24 protein-coding genes and 1 riboswitch are annotated in these 23,172 nt (G+C 58.4%); of the genes, 12 read left to right on the forward strand and 12 right to left on the reverse strand.

Translation table 11 applies throughout. From position 1 onward, the window contains the following. Positions 1-11: 11 nt before the first annotated feature. Positions 12-133: riboswitch (SAM riboswitch) on the forward strand. Between the two features lie 30 nt (positions 134-163). Further along, positions 164-715, forward strand: a complete 552-nt coding sequence (locus AB4Y71_RS13925; protein ID WP_441721152.1) for an OsmC family protein — start codon at positions 164-166, stop codon at positions 713-715. A gap of 77 nt (positions 716-792) precedes the next feature. On the opposite strand, the gene AB4Y71_RS13930 is transcribed toward AB4Y71_RS13925, so the two are convergent. The 4 genes from AB4Y71_RS13930 to AB4Y71_RS13945 all read right to left on the reverse strand — a co-directional run bounded on the left by AB4Y71_RS13930 (position 793) and on the right by AB4Y71_RS13945 (position 5,186). After that, positions 793-1,824, reverse strand: coding sequence for an L-idonate 5-dehydrogenase (locus tag AB4Y71_RS13930; protein WP_441721411.1), 1,032 nt, complete (start codon positions 1,822-1,824; stop codon positions 793-795). A gap of 13 nt (positions 1,825-1,837) precedes the next feature. Next, positions 1,838-2,608 carry an SDR family oxidoreductase gene (locus AB4Y71_RS13935; protein WP_441721155.1) on the reverse strand — a complete coding sequence of 257 codons (771 nt, stop codon included), beginning with the start codon at positions 2,606-2,608 and terminating at the stop codon, positions 1,838-1,840. Positions 2,609-2,777: 169 nt separating this feature from the next. Further along, complete coding sequence (locus AB4Y71_RS13940) at positions 2,778-3,485, reverse strand: FadR/GntR family transcriptional regulator (protein ID WP_441721158.1); 708 nt, start codon at positions 3,483-3,485, stop codon at positions 2,778-2,780. Positions 3,486-3,509: 24 nt separating this feature from the next. After that, positions 3,510-5,186 (reverse strand): L-lactate permease, encoded by a 1,677-nt coding sequence (locus AB4Y71_RS13945; protein ID WP_441721161.1) that lies wholly within the window; start codon positions 5,184-5,186, stop codon positions 3,510-3,512. A 146-nt stretch (positions 5,187-5,332) separates the two neighbouring features. Here AB4Y71_RS13945 and AB4Y71_RS13950 point away from each other — a divergent pair, with 146 nt between their 5' ends. From AB4Y71_RS13950 to AB4Y71_RS13970, 5 genes are all read left to right on the forward strand, one after another. Next, positions 5,333-6,097: a (Fe-S)-binding protein gene (locus AB4Y71_RS13950; protein ID WP_013350122.1), complete on the forward strand. Its 765-nt coding sequence runs from the start codon at positions 5,333-5,335 to the stop codon at positions 6,095-6,097. Positions 6,098-6,114: 17 nt separating this feature from the next. Beyond that, on the forward strand, positions 6,115-7,566 hold the full coding sequence (locus AB4Y71_RS13955; RefSeq protein WP_441721413.1) for a LutB/LldF family L-lactate oxidation iron-sulfur protein: 1,452 nt from the start codon (positions 6,115-6,117) through the stop codon (positions 7,564-7,566). Then, complete coding sequence (locus AB4Y71_RS13960) at positions 7,563-8,195, forward strand: LutC/YkgG family protein (RefSeq protein WP_441721163.1); 633 nt, start codon at positions 7,563-7,565, stop codon at positions 8,193-8,195. Before AB4Y71_RS13955 ends, AB4Y71_RS13960 begins: the two co-directional genes overlap by 4 nt. A gap of 200 nt (positions 8,196-8,395) precedes the next feature. Then, positions 8,396-9,574 (forward strand): MFS transporter, encoded by a 1,179-nt coding sequence (locus AB4Y71_RS13965; RefSeq protein ID WP_441721165.1) that lies wholly within the window; start codon positions 8,396-8,398, stop codon positions 9,572-9,574. 125 nt (positions 9,575-9,699) lie between these two features. Then, positions 9,700-10,146, forward strand: coding sequence for a DUF4190 domain-containing protein (locus AB4Y71_RS13970; RefSeq protein WP_013350126.1), 447 nt, complete (start codon positions 9,700-9,702; stop codon positions 10,144-10,146). A gap of 138 nt (positions 10,147-10,284) precedes the next feature. Here the strand turns inward: AB4Y71_RS13970 and AB4Y71_RS13975 are convergent, their stop codons facing one another. Continuing rightward, positions 10,285-10,827 carry a YceI family protein gene (locus tag AB4Y71_RS13975; protein WP_013350127.1) on the reverse strand — a complete coding sequence of 181 codons (543 nt, stop codon included), beginning with the start codon at positions 10,825-10,827 and terminating at the stop codon, positions 10,285-10,287. A 219-nt stretch (positions 10,828-11,046) separates the two neighbouring features. Here AB4Y71_RS13975 and AB4Y71_RS13980 point away from each other — a divergent pair, with 219 nt between their 5' ends. Further along, on the forward strand, positions 11,047-11,205 hold the full coding sequence (locus AB4Y71_RS13980; protein ID WP_441688122.1) for a hypothetical protein: 159 nt from the start codon (positions 11,047-11,049) through the stop codon (positions 11,203-11,205). A gap of 152 nt (positions 11,206-11,357) precedes the next feature. On the opposite strand, the gene AB4Y71_RS13985 is transcribed toward AB4Y71_RS13980, so the two are convergent. Genes AB4Y71_RS13985 through AB4Y71_RS14000 form a run of 4 tightly spaced genes read right to left on the reverse strand, consistent with a single transcriptional unit; the run spans position 11,358 to position 14,953 of the window. Continuing rightward, positions 11,358-12,335 carry a glycine betaine ABC transporter substrate-binding protein gene (locus AB4Y71_RS13985; protein ID WP_441721168.1) on the reverse strand — a complete coding sequence of 326 codons (978 nt, stop codon included), beginning with the start codon at positions 12,333-12,335 and terminating at the stop codon, positions 11,358-11,360. After that, entirely contained in the window at positions 12,332-13,060 is a 729-nt protein-coding gene (locus tag AB4Y71_RS13990) for an ABC transporter permease (protein ID WP_441721171.1), read from the reverse strand. Before AB4Y71_RS13990 ends, AB4Y71_RS13985 begins: the two co-directional genes overlap by 4 nt. Continuing rightward, positions 13,057-14,319 (reverse strand): betaine/proline/choline family ABC transporter ATP-binding protein, encoded by a 1,263-nt coding sequence (locus AB4Y71_RS13995; protein ID WP_441721174.1) that lies wholly within the window; start codon positions 14,317-14,319, stop codon positions 13,057-13,059. Before AB4Y71_RS13995 ends, AB4Y71_RS13990 begins: the two co-directional genes overlap by 4 nt. Then, on the reverse strand, positions 14,312-14,953 hold the full coding sequence (locus AB4Y71_RS14000; protein ID WP_134779417.1) for an ABC transporter permease: 642 nt from the start codon (positions 14,951-14,953) through the stop codon (positions 14,312-14,314). Before AB4Y71_RS14000 ends, AB4Y71_RS13995 begins: the two co-directional genes overlap by 8 nt. A 219-nt stretch (positions 14,954-15,172) precedes the next feature. On the opposite strand from AB4Y71_RS14000, the gene AB4Y71_RS14005 reads away from it, so the two are divergent. The 4 genes from AB4Y71_RS14005 to AB4Y71_RS14020 all read left to right on the forward strand — a co-directional run bounded on the left by AB4Y71_RS14005 (position 15,173) and on the right by AB4Y71_RS14020 (position 19,033). Continuing rightward, positions 15,173-16,030 (forward strand): fumarylacetoacetate hydrolase family protein, encoded by an 858-nt coding sequence (locus AB4Y71_RS14005; RefSeq protein WP_441721177.1) that lies wholly within the window; start codon positions 15,173-15,175, stop codon positions 16,028-16,030. Positions 16,031-16,142: 112 nt separating this feature from the next. Continuing rightward, positions 16,143-17,204, forward strand: a complete 1,062-nt coding sequence (locus AB4Y71_RS14010) for a GTP-binding protein (protein WP_441721179.1) — start codon at positions 16,143-16,145, stop codon at positions 17,202-17,204. Further along, a complete protein-coding gene (gene ykgO, locus AB4Y71_RS14015; RefSeq protein ID WP_073707785.1) occupies positions 17,194-17,316 on the forward strand; it encodes a type B 50S ribosomal protein L36 in 123 nt (40 codons plus the stop codon). The genes AB4Y71_RS14010 and ykgO overlap by 11 nt, the downstream gene beginning before the upstream one ends. Positions 17,317-17,542: 226 nt before the next feature. After that, complete coding sequence (locus AB4Y71_RS14020; RefSeq protein ID WP_441721182.1) at positions 17,543-19,033, forward strand: alanine/glycine:cation symporter family protein; 1,491 nt, start codon at positions 17,543-17,545, stop codon at positions 19,031-19,033. A gap of 86 nt (positions 19,034-19,119) precedes the next feature. On the opposite strand, the gene AB4Y71_RS14025 is transcribed toward AB4Y71_RS14020, so the two are convergent. Beyond that, positions 19,120-19,965 (reverse strand): HpcH/HpaI aldolase/citrate lyase family protein, encoded by an 846-nt coding sequence (locus AB4Y71_RS14025; protein WP_134779413.1) that lies wholly within the window; start codon positions 19,963-19,965, stop codon positions 19,120-19,122. A 632-nt stretch (positions 19,966-20,597) separates the two neighbouring features. Here AB4Y71_RS14025 and AB4Y71_RS14030 point away from each other — a divergent pair. Continuing rightward, complete coding sequence (locus AB4Y71_RS14030) at positions 20,598-22,079, forward strand: amino acid permease (protein WP_441721186.1); 1,482 nt, start codon at positions 20,598-20,600, stop codon at positions 22,077-22,079. A gap of 24 nt (positions 22,080-22,103) precedes the next feature. Here the strand turns inward: AB4Y71_RS14030 and AB4Y71_RS14035 are convergent, their stop codons facing one another. Together AB4Y71_RS14035 and AB4Y71_RS14040 are read right to left on the reverse strand one after the other, a co-directional pair. Next, entirely contained in the window at positions 22,104-22,571 is a 468-nt protein-coding gene (locus tag AB4Y71_RS14035) for a DUF4262 domain-containing protein (RefSeq protein ID WP_287040998.1), read from the reverse strand. Further along, the gene (locus AB4Y71_RS14040; RefSeq protein WP_441721189.1) at positions 22,564-23,028 is read right to left on the reverse strand and encodes a DUF4262 domain-containing protein; all 465 of its coding nucleotides are present in this window, start codon (positions 23,026-23,028) and stop codon (positions 22,564-22,566) included. The genes AB4Y71_RS14035 and AB4Y71_RS14040 overlap by 8 nt, the downstream gene beginning before the upstream one ends. Positions 23,029-23,172: the final 144 nt, after the last annotated feature.

Below are 23,172 nucleotides of genomic sequence, written 5' to 3' on the forward strand. Positions count from 1 at the left end.
AAGAACCATTGAATCACGAGTTCCACTGCTTGAGCCCTGGCTGAGTGGACGGCAACCCTCCTTCGTCATTGTGCGGGGTGCCCCAGGTGAAGATTCGACGCATCTTGACCGCCAAGGTGCGTAAGCGATGGCGCCCCTTGCGCCAGAAAGGGGATTAATTCCCATGACTAACGCAGCATCTACCCTCAGCATTTCCGAGGACCGCGCCCAGCGCCTGCAAGAAGCAGGCCATGGCTGGGGCGAACGCATTTCAGCCGCCCCGCAAAGCGCCAAGCTGACGTTCACCGTCGAAGGCGAGGGCTTCGATTCGGTAGCCAGCAACATTGTGTCCGGCAAGCATTCCTTCCAGGTCGATGAGCCTGCCGCATTGGGTGGCAACGACGTGGCCGCCAGCCCAGTGGAATACGCGCTGGGCGCACTCATTTCCTGCCAAGTCGTGGTCTACCGCTTGTATGCCCAGAACCTTGGCATCCAGGTGGACGACGTGAAGATTGTGGCCAATGGCCACCTCGATGTCCGCGGCCTGTTCGGCATCGACAAGGCCATCCGTCCGAGCTTCTCCTCTGTGGATCTGGACATCCAGATTGCCGGCCCGGAATCGGCCGAACGCTATGAGGAGCTGCGCCAGGCAGTGGACGCCCACTGCCCCGTGCTGGATTTGTTCGCCAACCCGGTACCGGTGCGTACCGCGGTGAGCATTGCAGCGGCCAATTAACGTCCGCTAAACCAAACAAGTAGCCGCCGCGAGCCCTGGCTTCGGGGCTGCGGCGGCGCACTTGCGGTAAAGGCGGGCTACTTCCCGAGGAAGTTCAGCAAGACCTTGCCGGACTTCGAAGAATTCTTGGCTGTTTCAAAGGCTTCGAGGCCCTCGGCCACCGGGAATTCGTGGGTTACCGCCGCGGAAATCTGCAATGAGCCATCGGCCAGGGCAGCAAGCACCTGGTCGATTTCGCCGTTGAAGCGGAAGGACCCGGCAAGTTCCAGCTCGCGGGTAATCGCCAGGGAAATCAGTGCAGGCTGCTCTCCCGAAGGCAGCAACCCGACCATGACCACGCGCCCGCCGCGCACAGCACCGCGCACCGCCGAGGCCAATCCGCGGTAATTGCCGCTGGCCTCGATCACCACATCGGCGTTCACCTTGGCAATTGCATCCTGGTCATCGGCACGCAAGGTGGATGTGGCACCCAGTTCCTTGGCAATTTCCAGCGGCTTATCGTGCATGTCCACCGCGATGATTTCTTCGGCTCCGGCACGCTTGAGCACGGCCACGGCCAGCGCTCCGATCGGGCCAGCGCCAATGACCAACGCCTTCTTGCCGGCAACCTCGCCGGCTCGCGATACCGCGTGCCAAGCCACTGCGGCTGGCTCGGCCAGCGCAGCGTCGCGCAGCGACAGTCCGGCAGGCAGTTCGCGAAGCATCCGGGAGGGCAGATTCACCTCGCGCGCAAAGGCGCCCTGGGTATGCGGGTAGCGGGCAGCCGAGCCCAGGTAGGTGCATCCCGGTGAAAGGTTCGGGCAGGCCTCCGGATAAGGTTCCCCGGTCTCCCCTGGTGTTGCAGGGTGCACCGCAACTTTGGTTCCGGCTGGCGGACCGCTGCCGTCGGCGGCAGCCTGGATGACGGTGCCGACGATCTCGTGCCCCAGAACCATCGGGGCCTTGAGGATGGATTCCCCAGCGGCTCCGTGGCTCCAGTAGTGCAGGTCCGATCCGCAGATGCCTCCGTAGGCAATGGCTACGCGTGCCTCATTTGCTGCCGGTGCTGGCAGCTCGATCTGCTCGATGCGCAGGTCCCCGGCCGCGTGCGCCACGACGGCCAAGGTCATGTTGGACAGGGTGCTAGACGACAACGCTCATGCCTCCGTCGATGAAAATGGTTTGCCCGTTCACGTAGTTCGATCCACCCGAGGCCAACCACACTGCTGGGCCTGCCAGGTCCTCGACGGTTCCCCAACGGCCAGCCGGGGTGCGGCCCAGGATCCAGGAGTTGAATTTCTCGTCATCCACCAGATTCTGCGTCATTTCGGTGTGGATATAGCCCGGTGCGATGCCGTTGATCTGAAGTCCTGCTCCGGCCCATTCTGCGGTCATGGCGCGGGTGAGATTGCGCAGTCCGCCCTTGGCCGCGGTGTAGGCGGAGATGGTGGGTCGGGCCAGGTCGGTTTGCACCGAACAGATGTTGATGATCTTGCCTTCGCCGCGTTCTACCATGCCATGTGCGACTTCTCGGCCTACTAAGAAGGCGCTGGTGAGGTTGGTATCGATCACGCGCTGCCAGTCGGCGACTTCCAGTTCCAGCATAGGCACGCGGTGCTGGATGCCTGCGTTGTTCACCAGAATGCGGATGGGGCCGATGGTCTTTTCGATGGCGGCGATATTCTCGCGCACAGCAGCGTCATCGGTGACATCGAAGCAGACGCTATGGATTCTTTCTGCGCCGTAGCAGGCGGCGAATTCGGCGGCCGTTTTGTCAAGCCTTTGCGCATCGCGGCCGTGCAGGATGATGGTGGCACCGGCATCGGCCAGTGCTTTAGCAAGTTCGCGGCCAATGCCGCGGGAGGACCCGGTGACCAAGGCCAGTCGTCCGGACAGGTCAAAAAGTTGGCTCATGAATTCCCTCGCAAGAAGTCTCGATGGTAAATCGACGGGAACTGACCTGCGATATGAACCTGCTGTTGCATCCGAAAAAGTAGCCCCGTCGCTGTCCCAGAATATATCAGATATATAAGGGTCGAGGGGCAATAAAGTCCGACTTATACGGTCGAAGTAGCTGTTGGCGCTAGCGGGTCTGCGAGTAGAACCAGTTGATGTGCTCTTCGAGCAGTTGGGCTGCCCGCTCGCGCTGGTTCGTCGCAAAGGCGTGGTGGATGGCCTTGTGCTGGCGGCGCAGCACGCGCACCACCGGCTGCCAGGCCTCGTCGCTGGGCACCGAGTCGGAGACGTAGTCGCTGATCGAGTTTCGCAGGGATTCCATCATGGATTCAACCACCGAATTCCCGGCCATGGAGGCCAGGAGCACGTGGAACTCGGCGTCAATGCGGTGGAATGACTCGCGCGAGAGCTGCGCGTCGTCCATGCGCATGATCAGCACCGCGGTGCGGTCGATGACCTGCTGGGCGTAGACCGGGTCGCGCGGCGTCATCTGCGCGGCCCAGGTTTCCAGCAGGATGCGCGACTCGACGATCTCGCGGACGTTGATCCCCTTGGCTGCCAAGTGCAGCCGCAAGGCCTGCGAAATGCCGGCCGAGGGATTGGAGATGATCACCGCTCCGGAGTTCGGCCCGGAGCCAGCAGAGGTCTTGATAATACCCATCACATCAAGGATGCGGATGGCGTCGCGGACCGAAGCCCGCGAGATCCCATGCCGCTCCGCGAGCGCACGCTCGCCGGGAAGCTGGTCCCCTACGGAAAGCTTCTCTTTGCGCAGATCCTCTTCAATTGCTTGGAGAACGATCTGGTACGCACGCGGAGCTGGGTTCATTGACATCGGATCTATTTTAGCCGGTCAGGGCTATGGCAGCATCCAGGACAGGACCGGTGTGGACTGCAGATACACCAAGCAGCACAGCACCAGCAACATGCCTACGGACCAACCGGCAACCTTCTTGAGGATCACCGATTCCTGGCCTTCCATCTTCACCGAGGTCGCGGCGATGGCGAGGTTCTGCGGGGAGATCAGCTTGCCGACCACGCCACCGGAGGTGTTAGCGGCAACCAGCAGGTTCGGATCGATGCCGGCGTTGATGCCAGCAGTCTGCTGCAGCTTGGCGAACAGTGCGTTGGCCGAGGTGTCCGAACCGGTCACCGCGGTGCCGATCCAGCCCAGGATTGGGGACAGGAAGGCGAAGAACGCGCCGGTGCCGGCCAGCCAGGTGCCAATGGTGATGGTCTGGCCCGAAAGGTTCATCACGTATGCCAGGCCGAGGACCGAGAGGATGGTCAGGGCTGCGAAGCGCATGTTGTAGATGGTCTTGCCGATTTCGGCAGCGCCTTCGCCAAAGGTCATGGCGTACTTGCCGTTGCCGTCGTTCTTTGCATAGACCAGGGCCACGATCAGGCCGGTGATCAGCAGCAGGGTGCCAGGCGAGGAGAGCCACTGGAAATTGTAGACGGTAGAAGTTACCGATTCGCCTTCGCTATTCAGGATGTTGCCGTCCAGTCCCGGCCAGCCGAACTTGATGTCAGTGCTTGCCAGCCAGGCAGGAATATCCACGCCCAGCTTCCACAGCTTGGCCACGCCGAAGATGACGATAACCAGCAGGTACGGGAACAAAGCCATCCAGGTGTTGCCCATGTGCAGCTTGGCGTTGTCCTCATGGGGAACTGCTGCGGCTTCAGCGGTCAGTACACGCTGGCGAGCCTCATCGGCACCCTTCGGGGTCCAGAAGCGAAGCAGGATGACAGCTGCGGCCAGGCCAACCAGCGAAGCGACGATATCGGTCAGCTCGTAGGAGAAGTAGGTCGAGCACAGCCACTGGGCGATACCGAAGCTAACACCAATGGTCAGGGTTGCTGGCAGGGTCTGGCGCATGCCGCGCCAGCCGTCGAGGATCAGTACCAGGATCGATGGCACGAACAGTGCCAGCAGTGGCGATTGATGGCCGACAATGGCACCGATGTCAGCAGCAGGGATGCCGGTCAAAGCACCAGCGGTGGTGATTGGGATCGCCACGGCGCCGAAGGCTACTGGGGCGGTGTTGGCAATCAGCACTGCGCAGGCAGCGCGCAGCGGGGACAGGCCCAGGGCCAGCAGCATGGTGGCGGTAATGGCCACCGGGGCCCCGAATCCGGCCAGTGCTTCAAGCAGGCCGCCGAAGCAGAAGGCGATCAGCACGGCCTGGATGCGCACGTCGCCGCCGCCGATCACGTCAAAGACACGGCGCAGGTCCTCGAAGCGGCCGGACTTCACGGTCACCTGGTAAAGGAAGATCGCCATGACGACGATCCAGACGATTGGGAAGGCACCGAAGACCATGCCCATCAGTCCGGAATTCAATGCCATTCCGACTGGCATGTTCCAGCCGAAAATGGCGACAATAATAGCTACGACTAGCGAGCCAAGGCCTGCCCAGTGGGCCTTGACCTTGATAACTGCCAGGAGCACGAAAAATGCTACAAGCGGGATCAGCGCGACAAGTGCTGAAACAGCAATGCTCCCCGCAATCGGATCCGTGGATGGTGTAAACACGGTGTGGGCGTCCTTACTCGAGATGGTCTGACCATATGTGGTCCGACCATCTACAGTACAAGGTGAGTGCCATCACAACAAGTCTTGACTATTACGAAGATTCTCGCATAGTATGGTCTGACCACACCCTGAAAGAGTCATTTATTATGCGAATTGCTCTCTTTGCCACGTGCATTGTGGATGCTATGTATCCGGAAACCGCCAAGTCGACCGTGAAAATCCTGGAACGCTTGGGCCATGAAGTAATTTTCCCGAAGGCGCAAGCCTGCTGTGGGCAAATGCACATGAACTCCGGCTACATGCCTGAAGCCCTGCCAGTGGTAGAAAACCACATTAATGCTTTCGACACCGAAGACTACGATGTCGCTGTTGCCCCATCGGGCTCCTGCGTCGCTTCGGTCAAGCACCAGCACCCTTACCTGGCGGAGCGGCTGGGCAAGCCTGAGCTCAAGGAGCGCGCCGTTGCCGTTGGCAAGCGCACCTATGAACTGAGCCAGCTGCTGGTCGATGTCCTGGGAATCACCAACGCAGCCGAGCAGCTGGGCAGCTACTTCCCGCAGACCATCACCTACCATCCTTCGTGCCACGGCATGCGTTCGCTGAAACTGGGCGATCGCCAGCTGGATCTGCTCAAGACCGTGGGCGGGATTACCGTCAACGAGCTTCCAGAAGCAGATCAGTGCTGCGGCTTCGGCGGTACCTTCTCCATCAAGAACTCCGATGTATCCTCGGCGATGCTCGAAGACAAGATGAAGAACATCTGCTCCACCGGTGCTTCTGCCTGCGCAGGCGGCGACGCCTCATGCCTGATGCACATCGGCGGCGGACTTTCGCGCACCGGTGCCAAGCCAAAGACCTTGCACCTGGCCGACATCCTGGCCAGCACCATGGAAGAGACGGTGTCACTGTGACTCAGGTATTCCTCGGCATGCCAGCCGGCGGACAGGGCAACCTGTTCGAGACCGAGCCCTTCCCCAAGGCGGCGCACCGCGAACTGGGCAACACCCAGATGCGCAAGAACCTGCGCCACGCCACCCACACCATTCGCGACAAGCGCCTGAACGTCGTGGGCGAACTTCCTGACTGGGAAGAACTGCGCGACGCCGGCAGCGCAATCAAGAACACAACCATGGCCAACCTCGAAGATCGGTTGGAGGAGTTCGAGAAGAACTTCACCGCCCGCGGAGGCATTGTCCACTGGGCACGTGACGCCGACGAGGCGAACAAGATCGTCACCGAGCTGGTCAAGGCGACCGGTTCCAAAGAGGTCGTCAAGGTCAAGTCCATGGCCACCCAGGAAATCGGCCTCAACGAGTATCTGGAAACCGAGGGCATCGAGGCCTTCGAGACCGACCTCGCCGAGCTGATCGTCCAGCTGGGCAACGACAAGCCAAGCCACATCCTGGTCCCGGCCATCCACAAGAACCGCACCGAGGTGCGCGACATCTTCCTCAAGGAGATGCCGGTGGTGGATCCGAACCTGACCGATGAGCCGGCCAAGCTGGCCGAGGCTGCCCGCAAGCACCTGCGCAAGAAGTTCCTCTCCGCCAAGGTCGCCATCTCCGGCGCGAACTTCGCGCTGGCTGACACCGGTACCCTGGGCGTTGTGGAATCCGAAGGCAACGGTCGCATGTGCTTGACCTTGCCAGAGACCCTGATCACCGTCATGGGCATCGAGAAGGTCCTGCCCCACTGGGAAGACATCGAGGTGTTCATGCAGCTGCTGCCCCGGTCCTCCACCGGCGAGCGCATGAACCCGTACACCTCGCTGTGGACCGGTGTGAGCGAAGATGACGGTCCGCAGAACGTGCATATCGTCTTGCTGGATAACGGCCGCACCCGCGCGTTGGCTGACCGCTTCGGCCGTACCGCACTGAACTGCATCCGTTGCTCGGCGTGCATGAACGTGTGCCCGGTCTACGAGCGCACCGGTGGCCACGCCTACGGTTCGACCTACCCGGGCCCAATTGGCGCGATTCTTTCGCCATTGATGACCGGCATCGAGGTCGAGGAAAATGGCTCCCTGCCATACGCTTCCTCGCTGTGCGGCGCGTGCTACGACGCTTGCCCGGTGAAGATCAACATCCCGGAAATCCTCGTGCACCTGCGCGGCGAAGATGTGGATGCCAACCGCGATAAGCACAAGCTCCCTACCCAGATGGATCTGCTGATGAAGGGCGGATCCTGGGCATTGGGCAAGGGCAAGAACCTGGGCCTGCTCGAAAAGGCCTTGCCATTAGGCCGTTTGGCTGCTGGCAAGGATAAGAAGATCAAGAAGCTTCCGGGTATCGCCGCAGGATGGACCGCCAGCCGCGACATCCCTGCCCCGCCAAACAAGTCCTTCCGCGACTGGTGGAGCGACGAGAAGGAGTCCAAGTGAGCGCAAAAGACGAAATCCTAGGACGGATCCGTTCAGCGTTGGCCGACGCTCCGGTCGCCGAAGAGATTCCCCGCGAATACCGCAAGACCTCGGATATGGGCGAAGCCGAACTCATCGAGCTGCTGGTCGACCGCCTGGTCGATTACAAGGCCGGCGTGGACGTCATCGACGCCGCGCAGATTCCGGAATTCGTAGCTGCGAAGCTCAAGGATGCCAACAGCGTGGTCTACCCGCACGGCTTGGATGCCGGCTGGCTGTCCGCACTGGGTGCGGATATCGAACAGCGCGTCGATGCCCCAGGCGCACGCCTGAGCATCGCTGAGCTGGACGGCACCAGCGCCGTGGTCACTTCCTCGGCCGTTTCGGTTGCCGAGTCGGGCACCATCATCCTTGATGGCGAGCCAGACCAGGGCCGCCGTGCGATCTCGCTGGTTCCGGACCACCATGTGTGCATCGTGCCGATCTCCTCGATAGTGCGCCTGCTGCCAGAAGCCATGCCCCGGTTGACCATCACCCGTCCGCAGACCTGGATCTCAGGTCCGTCGGCAACCAGTGATATCGAGCTGGAGCGCGTCGAAGGCGTGCACGGTCCGCGTACCTTGGATGTCCTGATGGTTCGCGGTCTGTAAGGCTGGCATATATAAAGCTTTCGTGGCCGGTTCCCTCCTCCTAAACCTCCAGGGAACCGGCCACGAGTGCATTTAAAACCAAATATCCGCTCCGCCTTCGCGTCATGTGCCCGGTGTTGCTGTCATCCAAGTCAGCATCGCGGGGCGCATTCTGCTTTCATGGGGTAGGAATGCGAAAGAGTCTCGGATGAAGGGCGGGCATGAAGAAGCAGCAGGAGCTTGAGCCTTCAATAGGTTCAGTCCCGGATTCGGCTTTGCGCTTTGTAGGCTTCCTTTCCTTCTTTGACCGCTATGGCACTGCGCCGATGCTGGTCGCGCTCTCGCTGGGCACTTCGCTCAGTTTCGCCCAAGCGGTCCAGCTGATCGCTTCCTATGCCCTGTTCTATGCCATCGGCCAGCCGGTCTGGGGCGTACTCAGTGATCGCTTCGGTCGCTTGGCGGTATTGCGCGCCGCGCTTACCGGTGCCGGCCTCAGTGCAATTGCCAGTATCCTTTTCACCGGCTTCATCCCGCTGCTCATTGCCCGCTCGCTCACCGGACTCTTGTTCGGCGCATTGTACCCAACGCTGATGACGCTGCTGGGTGATACCCGTACCGGGGTGGAACGCGCGCGGGGCCTGTCTGACTTGCAGATCTATTCCTCGCTGGGCACCACCTTGGCAACACTGGCTTCAGGCGCGGTGGCGACCTATGTGGACTGGCGGCTGGTGTTCGCGCTTCCTGCATTCGGTTGCGCCGCGGCCTTGTTCTCCTTGCGGAAGGTCGCGGAGCCTGCGCATTCGCGTGCCGGGTTCAATTTCCGTGCCGCTGTACGTCCCATGAATTTGGCGCTCTACGCGATCGTCTTCCTCGAAGGCGGATTGCTGATGGGACCGCTGACCTATATCGTTCCGGCTCTGCAAGAGTCGGGTGTCGAGATCGGCCTGGCCGGAGCGCTTGGCTGCGCTTTCGCCCTGGGCGTGATCCTCGGTGCACGCCTGATGCGCAAGTTGGTGGCACGCTTTTCTCGAACCTGGCTCATTGGCGGTGGAGGCCTGCTGCTCAGCGTGGCATTCCTTCCCTCGGCGCTCTTCCCCTCCCCTGCCTCATACACCGTCACCGCATTTTTCCTGGGGGCCGCGAACGCGATCATGCACTCATCGATGCAGGGGTGGGCCACCGACATCTCCCCCGACGCGCGGGCTACTACCGTTTCCCTGTTCGTTTTCGCCCTTTTCGCGGGCGCTTCTGTAGCAACATACCTGACTGCAGATTTGGCGCAGCGCGCTCAGTACGGGCAGATCTTCGGAATCGGTTTGGTACTTAGCTTTGCCCTCGTGCTGCTGGCAACTGGCACCCACGCATTGTGGAGGCGCAAGAATCCCCCAGCTTCGCTTTAGGCCACGGTATTTTTCAGCGTTCTAGCCTGCTGGCGCTTTTCCTGCCTATGGATCAGCCACGGTGCGAGAGAAGGTGGGAGAATACTATTTCAAGGGATTCACTCGTACTTTGAGAGCAGGCTGCCATGACAACTCCGAATAATGAACCACGCAATCCTTACGCCACGGGTCAGCAAGGCCAAAATAGCCAGTATTCACAGTATCCGCAGTACCAGGGCAATGCCCAGAATCAGGGATACCCGCAATACCAGCAGAGCCCTTACCAACACCATCAGCCCGGCTATCCGGGATACCCCGGCTATCCAGCAGGGCCGAACATGGCTGGAATCCAGATGGCCCAGACCTCTATGGTCTTGGGCATCCTCTCAATCTTCTTCATCGGCATCATTCTGGGCCCTCTGGCCATTGCCAAAGCGAACCGTGCCGAGCGCGAATTCAACACCCCTGCCACAGCAGGCAAGATTACTGGCTGGATTGGCCTGATCCTTGCTCTGGGCTGGGTCGCCTACGTTGCCTTCATGATCCTCGTAGTATTCAGCGTCCCAGCCGTCTCGACTCCCCAGGGTTTCTAGTCCTTGAGCTATCTGGCTGTGCGGGCCATATCCCAATCCCGCTTTAACGGCAAAGCCTCCGGCTCGATTTCTCGAGTCGGAGGCTTTGCCGGTATCGGCCCTTGCACCGTCATCCCCATGACGGCCTACGGGAAACTTTTACTCTGCAGTTGGCAGTACGAACGAAGCGTCGATTTCGATCTTGACCTTGTCGCTGACCAGAACGCCGCCGGCTTCCAGTGCAGCATTCCAGGTGATGCCGAATTCCTTGCGGGAGATGGTGGTCGAAGCGAAGAAGCCAACGCGGGTTGCGCCGAATGCGTCTACTGCTTCGCCGCCGAGCTCGGCTGCGAATTCAACTTCCTTGGACACGCCGCGGATGGTCAGATCGCCAACGAGAACGAAATCGCCTGCATCGCCCTTGACCGAGGTGGACTTGAAGGTCATGGTTGGGAACTGCTCGGCGTTGAAGAAGTCTTCGCTCTTCAGGTGGCCGTCGCGGTTGGCGTCCTTGGTGTTGACCGATGCGATCTGGACGGTTGCCTCGACCGAGGAGTCAGCCAGGGTCTCGCCGGTGGTCAAGGTTGCGTCGAATTCGGTGAACGAGCCGCGGACCTTGGAGATGCCAGCGTGGCGAACCGAGAAGCCAATCTCGGAGTGCGATGCGTCGAGGTTCCAGGTTCCGGTGGTCAGTGCAGTCATGTCTGATTCCTTTCGTCGCGCCATCATGTAGTTGACGCCTCAATTTGTTTTGTTGATACCAGTATGACACTAATGAAGTTGAAGCGTCAACCACTTAGTTCAAAAAACTTTCATTTCCGTCAGCAGAAACTTAAATTTCGTCCCTGACTAGTGTGAATTGAAATAAAAATATTCTCATTCCCCCCTTTACTCTGTTGCATTCATGGCTAGACTGAGGCCATGACCGCAAATATCTCCGACCCCGACCATGCCCGCGAAGAAGCCGATCTATCTGCAGAGCTAGAGGAAGTTTGGCAGGAAGAATCCATTACCACCGCTGCCACGACCGAAATCGCCGATGAAGTCGATGGCGAGCTCGGCACCCGTGAGCAGCACTAAGTTCATGCTTTCTACCTGTCTCCATCCTGCAACCAAAATCAGTGAGGCGATACCGATCTCCCGTGAATCCTCGGCAACATTAAACTAGATCCCCGGCATCGGATTGATGCCGGGGATCTAGTACTTGGTGCGTTGAATTATCAGCCTCCACCTTAAGGTTCAGAGATCAGCCCCTGGTCGATCATCCATTCGAAGGCCACATCGGCTGGTTCGCGTCCAACAACGTCCACCTGGTAGTTCAAGTCCATCAGAACCTGATCGGTGAGCAATGGTGCGATCTGTCCCATCACCTGCTGAACTTCCGGGTGCTTTTCCAAGAACTCGCTGTTGAATGCCGGGGCCGCGTTGTAGCTCGGGAAATACTTGCGGTCATCTTCCAAGACGGTCAAGTTCAATGCCTTGATCCGTCCGTCGGTGGTGAAGACTTCGCCGAAGTTGCAGGCTCCATTGGCCGTAGCCTGGTAAATCGCGCCCACATCGTACAGACCGATATTGTCCTCAGGAACTTCCGAGCCACGTTCAATGCCGTAGTGTTCCAGCATTGGAGTCAGCCCATCACGACGCGAGTTGAACTCCGGGTCCACACAGAACGTCAGCTCATCGGATTCAAGCTCCTGAAGTTCAGAAAGCTTGGTAATTCCCAGCCGCTTGGTGGTTTCTTCGTTCATCGCCAAGGCATAGGTATTGTTCAACGGCGCTGGTTTTCCCCAGGTAATGCCGTTGGCAACATCTCCATCATGTACCACCTGCCACTGTTCCTGTTCACCGACCACCGGCTTTTCATGCCCAAGATAGGTCAACCACGCGGTACCGGTATATTCCCAAAGCACGCTCGCATCACCAGCAAGCAAGAGCTGGCGGGCCGGCTGGGAACCAGGCACATTGGTCAGGTCGGTGACGTCATATCCAGCGGCCTTGAGCGCGATCACGGTGATCTTGCCCAGCAGCAACTGCTCGGTAAAGGCCTTGGACGTAACGGTCACAGTGGTTTCTTCAGGGTTCTCGACCAAAGGTTTGATATCGGCCGGTCCAGCTTTGGGCACCGTACCGGTCGAAGGGCTCAGTCCACAGCCGGTCAGGCCAACCAGCCCAGCGGCGAGTAATGCGGCGAATTTCAGTTTGCGGTTCACGAAAGTCCTCTCGGTCGAGCCACCTGTTCAACGACGCGGCCAAGCCAGTCAATCGTCAAAGCCAGAAGGGCCACAAGCAACGAACCAGCAATCAGCACCACGTTCAGGTTCAGGTTCACGCCCGTGGTGATCAAGATGCCCAGCCCGCCGCCATTGATGAAAGTTGCCAGCGTTGCGGTACCGACCAGCAGTACCAAGGCCGTGCGGATACCTGAAAGCATCACGGGGACAGCCAAAGGCAGCTCAACCTTCACCAGTACAGCCATTTGGCTCATGCCGATTCCACGCCCGGCTTCCACCAAGCGTTCATCAACCTGTTGCAGGCCCACGATGGTGTTGGAAAGCACCGGAAGGATCGCGTAGATCACCAGGGACACAATGGCAGTCTTTGCACCGAAGCCCAACCAGAATGCCAAAAGCACGATCACGCCAATGGCAGGTGCGGCCTGTCCGAAGTTCGCGATAGCGCGCACCGCAGGGGCCGCCCTGCGCAACCCTGGACGGGTCAGCAATACGCCGAGGGGAATGGCAATCAGCAACACGATCAGCGCTGAGACAACGGTCAGCTGCAGATGCTCAAGGGTATAACCCCAAATCGTCCCCGGATCCAGCGTTTGTTGTTCGGTTTCGGTGAGGTCCGCTGTCACCAGCCACCCCACCAATATGGCAAAAGCAGCTGCGATTCCGGCTATTTGCCAAATCAAGCTGCGAGTTTCGGACCTCATACAGATTCACCACCCTGTGCGGCGGCCGAGCTATCGATATCCACGACATTGATAGCTCCTGAGTTCAAGCCCACCGGCGCCTCATGTTCGGCATCCGCGGAGTTATTCGCTGCAGCGATCGCTTCCATCACGGTCTGGACGGTGATGATACCGGTAAGCACATCACGGCGCCCGGTAACCAGGGCCGATTCAGAGCTGGAGACCAGCATGGTGTCCAACGCATCGTTCAAGGTCGCCTGTTCGCCAACTATCGGCATATTTTCATCGTAAGTGCCCTCGATGATCTGTGCCCGCGAAAGCTGGCGGCGGTCCATCCGGCGCAGCGGACGTCCACGTGAATCAAGCACCACGGCATATTTGCGTCCCGCACCCTGAAGCTGCGAGAGCACCTCCGAAGCATTCTTGCCCGGAGTCGTGGTCAGCGCTTCCTCTAGTTCCACTTCGTTCACACGTGAAAGCGACAGCTGCTTGAGCCCTGCGCCTGAGCCAATGAAGTTCTCCACGAACTCGCTGGCCGGATTAGCCAGGATTCGCTCTGGGGAATCATACTGTTCCAATTGCGCACCCTCGTTGAAGATCGCGATCCAATCCCCCAGCTTCACCGCTTCATCGAAGTCGTGGGTCACGCACACGATCGTCTTTTGAACTTCAGACTGGATATTCAGCAACTCATCTTGCAGTCGCTGGCGCGTAATCGGGTCAACGGCACCGAAAGGCTCATCCATCAGCAAGACAGGAGGATCGGCAGCCAAAGCACGGGCCACACCCACACGTTGCTGCTGCCCACCGGAGAGTTCCTTGGGGAACCGGTCGCGGTAAAGTTCTGGATCCAAGGACACCAGCTCAAGCAGCTCATCTACTCGAGCGGCGATCTTTTCCTTCGACCAGCCCAGCATCTTTGGAACCATTCCGATGTTGGTTGCCACGGTCATATGCGGGAACAGGCCACCGGCCTGGATCACGTAGCCGATACGGCGGCGCAATTCATCGCCGTTCATGCCGGTCACGTCTTCTCCGTCGATGACGATCTTGCCGCTGCTCGGCTCGATCAGACGGTTGATCATCTTCAGCGTCGTTGTCTTGCCGCAACCCGAAGGCCCGACGAACATCACGATGGAACCGGCGGGGATCTCCAGAGTCAGGCCGCCGACGGCCGATTTCTTCTGCCCTGGGTAGGTCTTTGTTACCTCTTCGAGCATGATCGAAGCGCCGGTGACGTTTTCGGCCACGGTATTTTCAGAAATCTTGTTATCAGACACGGATACCTCGCGGGGTAGTCAGTCGGCCAACGCCGAGCAAAATCAGGTCAAGGATGAGCGCTAGGATGACGACGCCAACGACGCCGGTAATCACGGAATTCAGGGAATTTGCACCGCCAAGGCGCGAGAGCCCTTGGAAAATGAATCCGCCAAGGCCTGGGCCCAGAGCATAAGAGACTACGGCGGCAACGCCCATTACCATCTGGGCTGAAATTCGCACGCCGGTCAGGATTACCGGCCAAGCAATGGGAATTTCTACCGATATCAGCGTCTTCATCCGGCTCATGCCGATACCGCGCGCTGATTCGATAATGGTTGGTTCGATATTGTTCAGCCCTACGATCGCGTTGCGCAAGATCGGCAGAGCCGCGAAGAACGTCACCACGATGACTGCTGGTGTGACGCCAAAGCCCACCGGGACAATAAGCAAACCGATCAAGGCAAAGGATGGAATTGTTAGGCCGATGGCGCTAATGCCGTTAGCCAATCCCGATAAAGTCTTGTTGCGGTATACCAATACGGCAATAAGCACAGAAATAATTGTCGCTAAAATCAAGCACTGCGCAACAAGCGAGAAGTGCTGCCACGAGGCGAAGAGGATATGGCGAGATCGCTCGCCAAAAAAGTCACCCACATTAAAACCTACTTCACTTTAGTTTCGTATACAGATCAATAATTTACATCTGGTCTTTCAGACCGGAGCATGCCATGAGTTTAGCCGTGTCCACGAGCCTTGGCCATGTTGACAACGTCGCGTATGACAGTGATTCGGCCCTAGCCGAATCAGCAGGTGCTGTATATCCGAGTACGCAATATGGTGCACTTTCAGCAAGAAATGTAGTGAGATAGAGTCATGAAACTTGCCACGCTCCGCCTCGCCAGCGAACCCGGCCATACCACTGCAGCTGTCATTGAAGATGGCCGCGCCTATTACCTGGACAATCTGGATACGGTGCAGCGCTTCCTGCGCCTGGATGACTCCAACCAGCAGGAAGTCATTGCACGCGCCTTGGTGGGTGATTCAATCACCGAGGGTGAAGCAGACTATGCGCCGCTGATTCCGAAGCCGGAGAAAATCTATTGCGTCGGGCTGAACTACAAGACCCATGCCGCTGAAGTCGGTGAAGAGCTGCCCAAGTACCCGACGATATTCGCAAAGTTCGCTTCCACGCTTTGCGGCGCCAACGACAGCATTGAAATTCCCGTAGAAGACCACAGGGTGGACTACGAAGCCGAGTTGGCAATCATCATCGGTAAGCCGGGCCGCCGCATCTCCCAAGAAGATGCCGCCTCGCATATTGCCGGCTACGCCGTCTCAAGTGATGTGTCCATGCGCGGATATCAAGGCCGCACCCAAGAATGGCTTCAAGGCAAGATCTGGGATCGCTCCACTCCCTTGGGCCCTTGGCTCGTCACCGCCGACGAACTGGATCCGGCAGCCCGGATTACCAGTACGGTCAATGGCACCGTGGTGCAGGATGAGAAGATCGACGACCTGATTTTCTCGGCCGCCGAGCTGGTTTCCTACCTTTCGACGTTCAACGAGCTGCAGCCAGGCGACGTCATCCTGACCGGCACGCCTTCAGGTGTCGCCTTGGGCCGCCGCGACGAAAATGGACGCCATCCCTGGCTCAAGCATGGCGATGTGCTTGAAACCTCGATCGAAGGCCTGGGTAAATCAACGGTCACTTTCCACGCGCCACAGCACTGATTTTTCTTTGTTCCCTCCGGGGCCTGCCCGCAACTGCGGGCGGGCCCCGGGCGCTTTAAGCCAGCCTTTCCCTTTTTGCTATTGAGACCCATTCTCATATAAATTGGACATTGTGAATCTTATCGTCCTCTCCGCACTTGATACTTCCAGCCGCGACTCCGGCATGGAGCACCTGCGCCGTCACCATCGTGATGCGATCACCCTCCGCTACGACTTCGGCGACGGCAACCGGCTGGTTCGAGATGTTGCCGGTTCAGCAGCCACCGAGCATGCCGAAGCAGCCCTGGAACATCCGTGCATCGGCTGCGCCACGAAATACGAGATCCTGCCAACCATTCAACGCCTCGCGCCGGCAGACTCCGAGACCACCATGATCTTGGGATTGCCAGCTACATGGCCTAGTGGACGGTTGCTGGAGATGCTGGGCAACAAGCTCGAACCGCTGAACATCCAGATCAGCAGCATCACCTTGGCGCTGGACCCCATCGAGCTGGAAAACCAGATGTGGGACCGGCATACCCTGTGGGAGTCGGGATTCAACGCCATGGAACACGACGAAAGAACCTCAGGCGAGTTCTTCTTCACCGAACTAATGCAGGCAGATACCCTCGTTCCGGTCGAAGGGCTGGAAACCCAACTGCTTGAAAGCGCCGCAAGTCCACGACGCGCTGGCGGCTCCGACTTCACGGCAGGCGTAGAACTGGCCCGGCAAATGGCACCGCATGCCCAAATCTGCGTGCACGATGAGGAACCCGGTTCTTTCCATCCCGCCGCAGCACGCCGACGCACCCAGGCAGGGCATCTGCCTCGGATAACGGCAGCTGCCGACAATGCCCCGATCCGACTGCTGGCCGAAAGGCCCCTTCATCCCGAGCGCTTCCGCGAAGCGCTGCCTTCGCTGGCCGAATCCTGCACCTGCATCCGCGGGGTGCTCTGGGTCGCCAGCACCTTGAGCGAACGCGTGGCCATCGGCGGGGCTGGCCCACGCGTCTGGATGGAAAACACTGGCGCCTGGGATTCGCATATCGCCGTCTCAGAACTACTGCTTTACGGATCCGAGCACGAAGCTTCACAGATCGAATCGATCTTTGACCAGTGCCAGGTCACTGAAGAAGAACTCAACGGCCTTTTCGACTCAACACATCACCAAGGAGGTGAATGGCATGAAAGTTAGGAACTCCATCCGCGCACTGAAGAAGGCGCCTGGCTCCCAGGTCGTTAGACGACGCGGCCGCGTCTTCGTGATCAACAAGAAGAATCCGCGAATGAAAGCACGACAAGGCTGAAGCCTTTAATTGCCGACGTCCACCACGGTGGGCGCCGGCAATTCAATGTCGAGCCCGGGGCACGGTTTATTCGTGAAATAAAGTTTACGAACCGGACATGCCATCGACCCGCGCGCTTTGTGACACAGCTCTCCCACGTGGCATATGATGGCACTCACATAGGGGGATCGGCTTCTGGCTCGAGACCCCTAGTCATCATTCACTCGCAAATAAGGATGCTGAATCCATGGACGATTTGGGTGCTCTCTTCGGAGAAATCTCGGGTGTTATTTGGGGACCTTTTGTTCTCATCCCGCTACTTCTGGGTACTGGCCTGTACCTGACCATCCGCTTGGGCGGACTGCAGTTCATCAAGCTCGCCGCAGCGTTGCGGCTCGGGCTGCTCAAACGCAAAGATGCTGAAGCCGAAGGCGACATCTCGCAGTTCCAGGCACTGACTACGGCGCTGGCCGCCACTGTTGGTACCGGCAATATTGTCGGTGTTGCGACCGCCATCGGTATCGGTGGCCCGGGTGCACTGTTCTGGATGTGGGTTACCGGCCTGCTCGGCATGGCATCGAAGTACACCGAGGCCTACCTCGGCGTGCGCTTCCGTGGCACTGACGCAGCCGGTGAAAAATCCGGCGGTCCGCAGTACTACCTGGAACGCGGCATCAAGGGACCGTTCGGCAAGTTCTTGGCGCTGTTCTTCGCTATTGCCGCTACCCTGGCCTGCTTCGGCATCGGCAACATGACCCAGGGCAACTCCATTGCCGCTAACTTGGATAACTCCTTCAACGTGACCCCATGGGTTACCGGTGTCGTACTGACCGTGCTGTCCATCGCCGTACTGGTTGGCGGCATCAAGTCCATCGGCCGCGTTACCGCTGGTTTCGTTCCGGTAATGATCATCTTCTACGTCGGTGCATCGATTTACATCCTGATCTCCAACGTCAGCGGCATCCCTGCAGCTTTCGGACAGATCTTCACCGACGCTTTCACCGGCACCTCGGCTGTTGGCGGCTTCGTCGGTTCGGCGATCATCATCGCTGTCCAGTACGGTGTGGCTCGCGGTATCTTCTCCAACGAGTCCGGCATGGGTTCGGCTGCTATCGCGGCTGCTTCGGCACAGACCACCCACCCTGTTCGCCAGGGCCTGGTCTCCATGACCCAGACGTTCATCGACACCATCATCGTCGTTACCTGCACCGGCTTGGTCATCGTCACCACCGGTACGTGGAATATGATCGATGAAGAAACCGGCGAACAGATCTCCGCCGCGCTGATGACTGGTCAGGCATTCACCAACGGCCTGCCTGGTGAGTGGGGCCACTGGATCGTGACTATCGGTCTGGTCATGTTCGCATTCTCCACCATCCTGGGCTGGTGCTACTACGGTGAGCGCAATATCGAGCGTCTCTTCGGCCGAAAGCTGGTCATGCCATTCCGCATCGTCTTCTCGCTAGTCGTCTACGTAGGCTGCACCACCGAGCTGACCGCCGTCTGGAACTTCTCCGACATGATGAACGGCCTGATGGCCCTTCCAAACCTTGTCGGCCTGCTGATCCTCTCGGGCATGGTTGTCCGCGAAACCCGCTGGTACCTCAAGCATGATCCGAAGCTGGAAGCCAACAAGGCCCAGATCGAGGACTTCATGAATGAGCGTCCAGGCTGGGCTGAGTGGAAAGCCGGCGATGTAGTCGGCTCTTCGCACCACCGCGGTGCTCACGAGGTATAACCCCCGTAGACTAAAAGAACCCGTTCAGCAGCTGATTGATTTCAACTGCTGAACGGGTTCTTTGCGTTCTAGCTAAAGTTAGATTCCTATGCGTTCCACAAACCGTAGGAGTCGGCCAGGTCGGCAATCTTCTGTGCACGGGCCAGACGTGGCAAGTACGAGCCATCGCCCACCGAAGCGCCGGCAGCGTGCGCTTCGAGCAGTTCCATGGCCCAAGACAGCTCATCCTCACTAGGCGCCAGGGCAGCGTTGATGCCATCAACGTGCTCGGTGGACAGTGAAAGCTTGCCGGTCATGCCCATGGAGGCGGTCACACGGGTTTCCTCGGTCACCTTGGCTGCATCGGCACCTGCCGGCGGAGGTCCGTCAATGGCGCCTGGCAACTTGCCCACACGTGAAGCGATCACCAATCGGCCGCGTGCATAGGCCAAGGCCATTGGGTCATCGGAAACACCGGTGTCCTTGCGGAAGTCGTTAATGCCGAAGGCCAAGCGGAACGTGCCCGGAGCCGAGGCAATCTTGGTTGCGTTCTCGATACCCAGTGCGGTTTCAATCAGGGCCAGTACCGGGGTACCTGCACGCAGGCGCATAGCGGAGTAGGTGACTTGTTCAGGCTGCTCGGTCATGGCCAGCATGATTCCGCGCAGGCCCGGGGTGCCAGAAAGTGCTGCAAGGTCATCGGCCCAGAAGTCAGTATCGATTCCGTTAACGCGTACCCAGGCGGTCATGCCGTTGGACAGGGCACGAACCACGTTGTCGCGAGCTTGGATCTTCTGATCATCAGGAACGGCAGCTTCCATATCGAAAATCACCGAGTCTGCTTCGCATGCCAGCGAAGGAGCGAAAGTCTCCTCCTTGGCCGCATTGACCAAGAGCCAGGAACGGGACAATTTTGCAGGAAGAGCCGCTGCTCGACGATTTCGGAAAGCCATGCTTCCTACACTACTCACTTGACCCTCTAAGCTTCCACTGGCCATGCACAGTATTTGATTCAAGTGCGCCAAAAGCCGTGAAACGCTCCGCTGAAGCCGTTGGTTTCCACCCTTCCAGTTTCACTGCGCAATCAGCAGCATCAGCCACCTCGACATGCATCCAGCAGTACAGCCCTGCACTTCCCGCATCGTTTTCCCTGCTCTATACCGGTCTGGAAATTTGCGGAACTAGGCATCGAATGAGCTGAACCTACTACTCAACTAACTTCTGTTTATTCCACGCGTGATAAACGGAGGATTTTGCTCGAAGAATTCCGGCCGCTTTCATCCCTTCCGGCCGCTTTCATCCCTTCCGGCCGCTTTCATCCCTTGAAGGTTCGTGGTCCCAAGATCTTCTTGGCGCAAAAATCACCACTCGCGTGCAGATGCCTTCTGCCGAAGCAAATCTCCCGATCGCTTACTCTCCGCCGGATTCCAGTGGCATATAACCAAATTCACAACTATTAAGCTCGCTCACAGCGGCCGATGACGACCAAATATAGCTAGCCAATGCATCTGTTATAACCTCATTCTGCGGTCTTGTTCGTCCTCCAAGCAGACCGTCTCCTTCGAAAGGCCGAAGGGATCTGCTCATGAAAGGCGCAGCCGTGGCGAATGCTCCCACGCAACTGAAAACCGATTCCGACGGAACGAAACTTGAGCGCGGCCTGTCCAGCAGGCACATCCAGCTCATGGCGATCTCCGGAGCAGTCGGCACCGGATTGTTCATGGGCTCAGGAAAGACCATTTCTGCCGCTGGACCGTCGGTCATTTTCGTCTACATGATCATCGGTTTCATACTCTTCTTCGTCATGCGCGCCATGGGAGAAATCCTGCTCAGCAACCTGAGCTACAAGACTTTTGCGGAATTCGCCGGTGATCTTCTGGGACCTTGGGCTGCCTTTTTCACGGGATGGACCTACTGGTTCTGCTGGGTCGTCACCGGCATTGCCGACGTAGTTGCGATCGCCCAGTACGTTGCCTACTGGTGGGCTGAGATCTCGTTGTGGATCCCTGCACTTTGCTGCATTCTGTTGCTTGTCGGATTGAATCTGCCTACGGTGAAGGCGTTTGGCGAAACCGAGTTCTGGTTCTCCTTGGTGAAAATCGTTGCAATCTTGGCATTGATCGTCTGCGGGCTAGCCATGGTCGTCACCGGGTTCAGCTCTTCGGATGGCGATACCGCTTCCTTCGTCCACCTGTGGGCCCACGGCGGCATGTTCCCAACCGGTTTCATGGGTTTCGTAGCAGGCTTCCAAATCGCGGTCTTCGCGTTTGTCGGCATCGAATTGGTTGGTACAGCGGCTGCCGAGACCAAAGATCCTGAAAAGAATCTGCCCAAGGCCATCAACTCAATTCCACTGCGCGTGATCCTCTTCTACGTCGGCGCTTTGACAGTCTTGATGGCTGTAACGCCTTGGTACAAGTTCACTGCTGATGCATCGCCATTCGTTGGCATGTTCTCCATGGCTGGTTTGGCCGCCGCTGCTGGTCTGGTCAACTTTGTTGTACTGACCGCCGCCGCTTCCAGTGCGAATTCCGGGATCTACTCGACTTCGCGCATGCTGTTCGCGTTGTCCCAAGATGGCGACGCTCCACGGAAGTTCGGCAAGCTTTCTGCCACCCAGGTGCCACGTAATGCTTTGTTGTTCTCCTGCATTTTCCTTCTTGCGGCCGTCGTGCTGTTGTACGCAGGTGACTCCGTAGCGCAGGCCTTCACGTTGGTCACCACCGTATCGGCGTTGTGCTTCATGTTTGTCTGGTCAATGATTCTGATCAGCTACTTGGCTTTCCGCAAGCGCCGACCACAGCTGCATGACGCCTCGGAATTCAAGGTTCCCGGTGGCATGGGAGCCCCTTACATGGTGCTCGCCTTCTTCGTCTTCATTTTGTGGGCTTTGACCACGCAAGCCGATACTCGCGCAGCATTGCTGGCTACGCCCCTATGGTTCCTAGTTGTTGGAATCTTCTATCTGAAGGTGCGCAAGTCCAAACGCCATCAGCAGCTGCGTGCAGCGCATCGAGCAAAAGCTCTCTCTGAGAACAAAGCTGCCGAGGCCTACCGCCGTGGCTAACCGCTTCAACGAGCAAGTAGCAACCTAATTGTGCCGAGCCACGACGTATTCATACGGTATGTCCCTGCCGACAAACAAAACTTCTAGCAGTCCCGTGCTTTCGCCATATCGCTGGTAAGCCATGGGAACTTGCTTGCGGATCCCGGAACTGATTTTCGAGAAGTACAGCAATGTCCCGTCTTTCCACCGTCCGGTATGCCCGTGCGCGAAAACCTCATTGCAGTCCAGCACAGAGTCGGAATATCCGTTGAGCAACTGGATACTGTCTTCTGCGTTCAGCCCTCGAACGATGAATTCGGGATGACCGATGCGGGACAAGCCAACTGTGTAGGCAAAGGGTTGGCTCATGCGGTCTGGCTCAACAAAAATCACGACTCGTCCATGGTCGCGGATCTGCCGATCCGCCTTGGCTTCGACTTGCTTGCGGGTCATTCCATTGCACATATCGCACATGTTCAGGTTCCTCTCTTTCCTCCGCTTTTCCTCAAGCAATGCGGCGCAGATCCCGGTGAGCTGGCCGTTGCTGGATTACGGTGAAGTCCCTGGGAGCAATGCAGGACAGAGCCGTTACCGGGGTGTCGCCAAGGACTTGCTCCATGAGTGGTAGATTGTGCGGTTCCGCCTCTTGATCGCAAAAGACGAGCTCGCTGAATAGCGGTGTGTCGTGAATACCCTCGGAAAATACTTGGCCATGTTCGACGACCTGTGTCGCCAGATAAGTCAAAAGTCCGAAAACATCATCTTCTTCTCCACCAACGCTGACAATTTCAGGATGTCCAAGTTTTGCCAGGCCCAGTGTGTACCCAACGACTTGTTGCCGCTTTGCCAGGCTTCCGAGTACTACGGCAAACCCTTGCGCTGCTATTTCGCTGGACGCAATACAGCCAAGTAACTGCATTTCAGGTAGAGAGCTGCGGACGCTGAGGTGGACGCCATCCAGATTGCTCATCGCATTCCTCCTTGGTTGATCTGATGTCAGCAAGTGTGGCGCGAAATGATGGCACTGGCAGGAATTTCTTGCGATTGTGGATATCTGTTGGCCAAAGCCTCGAAATAGGCCAAGGCGCGAAAAAGCACTGCCAGCAACGAGTCG

Origin of the sequence: Glutamicibacter sp. MCAF14 (assembly GCF_052114325.1) — a bacterium.
GTDB lineage: Bacteria > Actinomycetota > Actinomycetes > Actinomycetales > Micrococcaceae > Glutamicibacter > Glutamicibacter arilaitensis.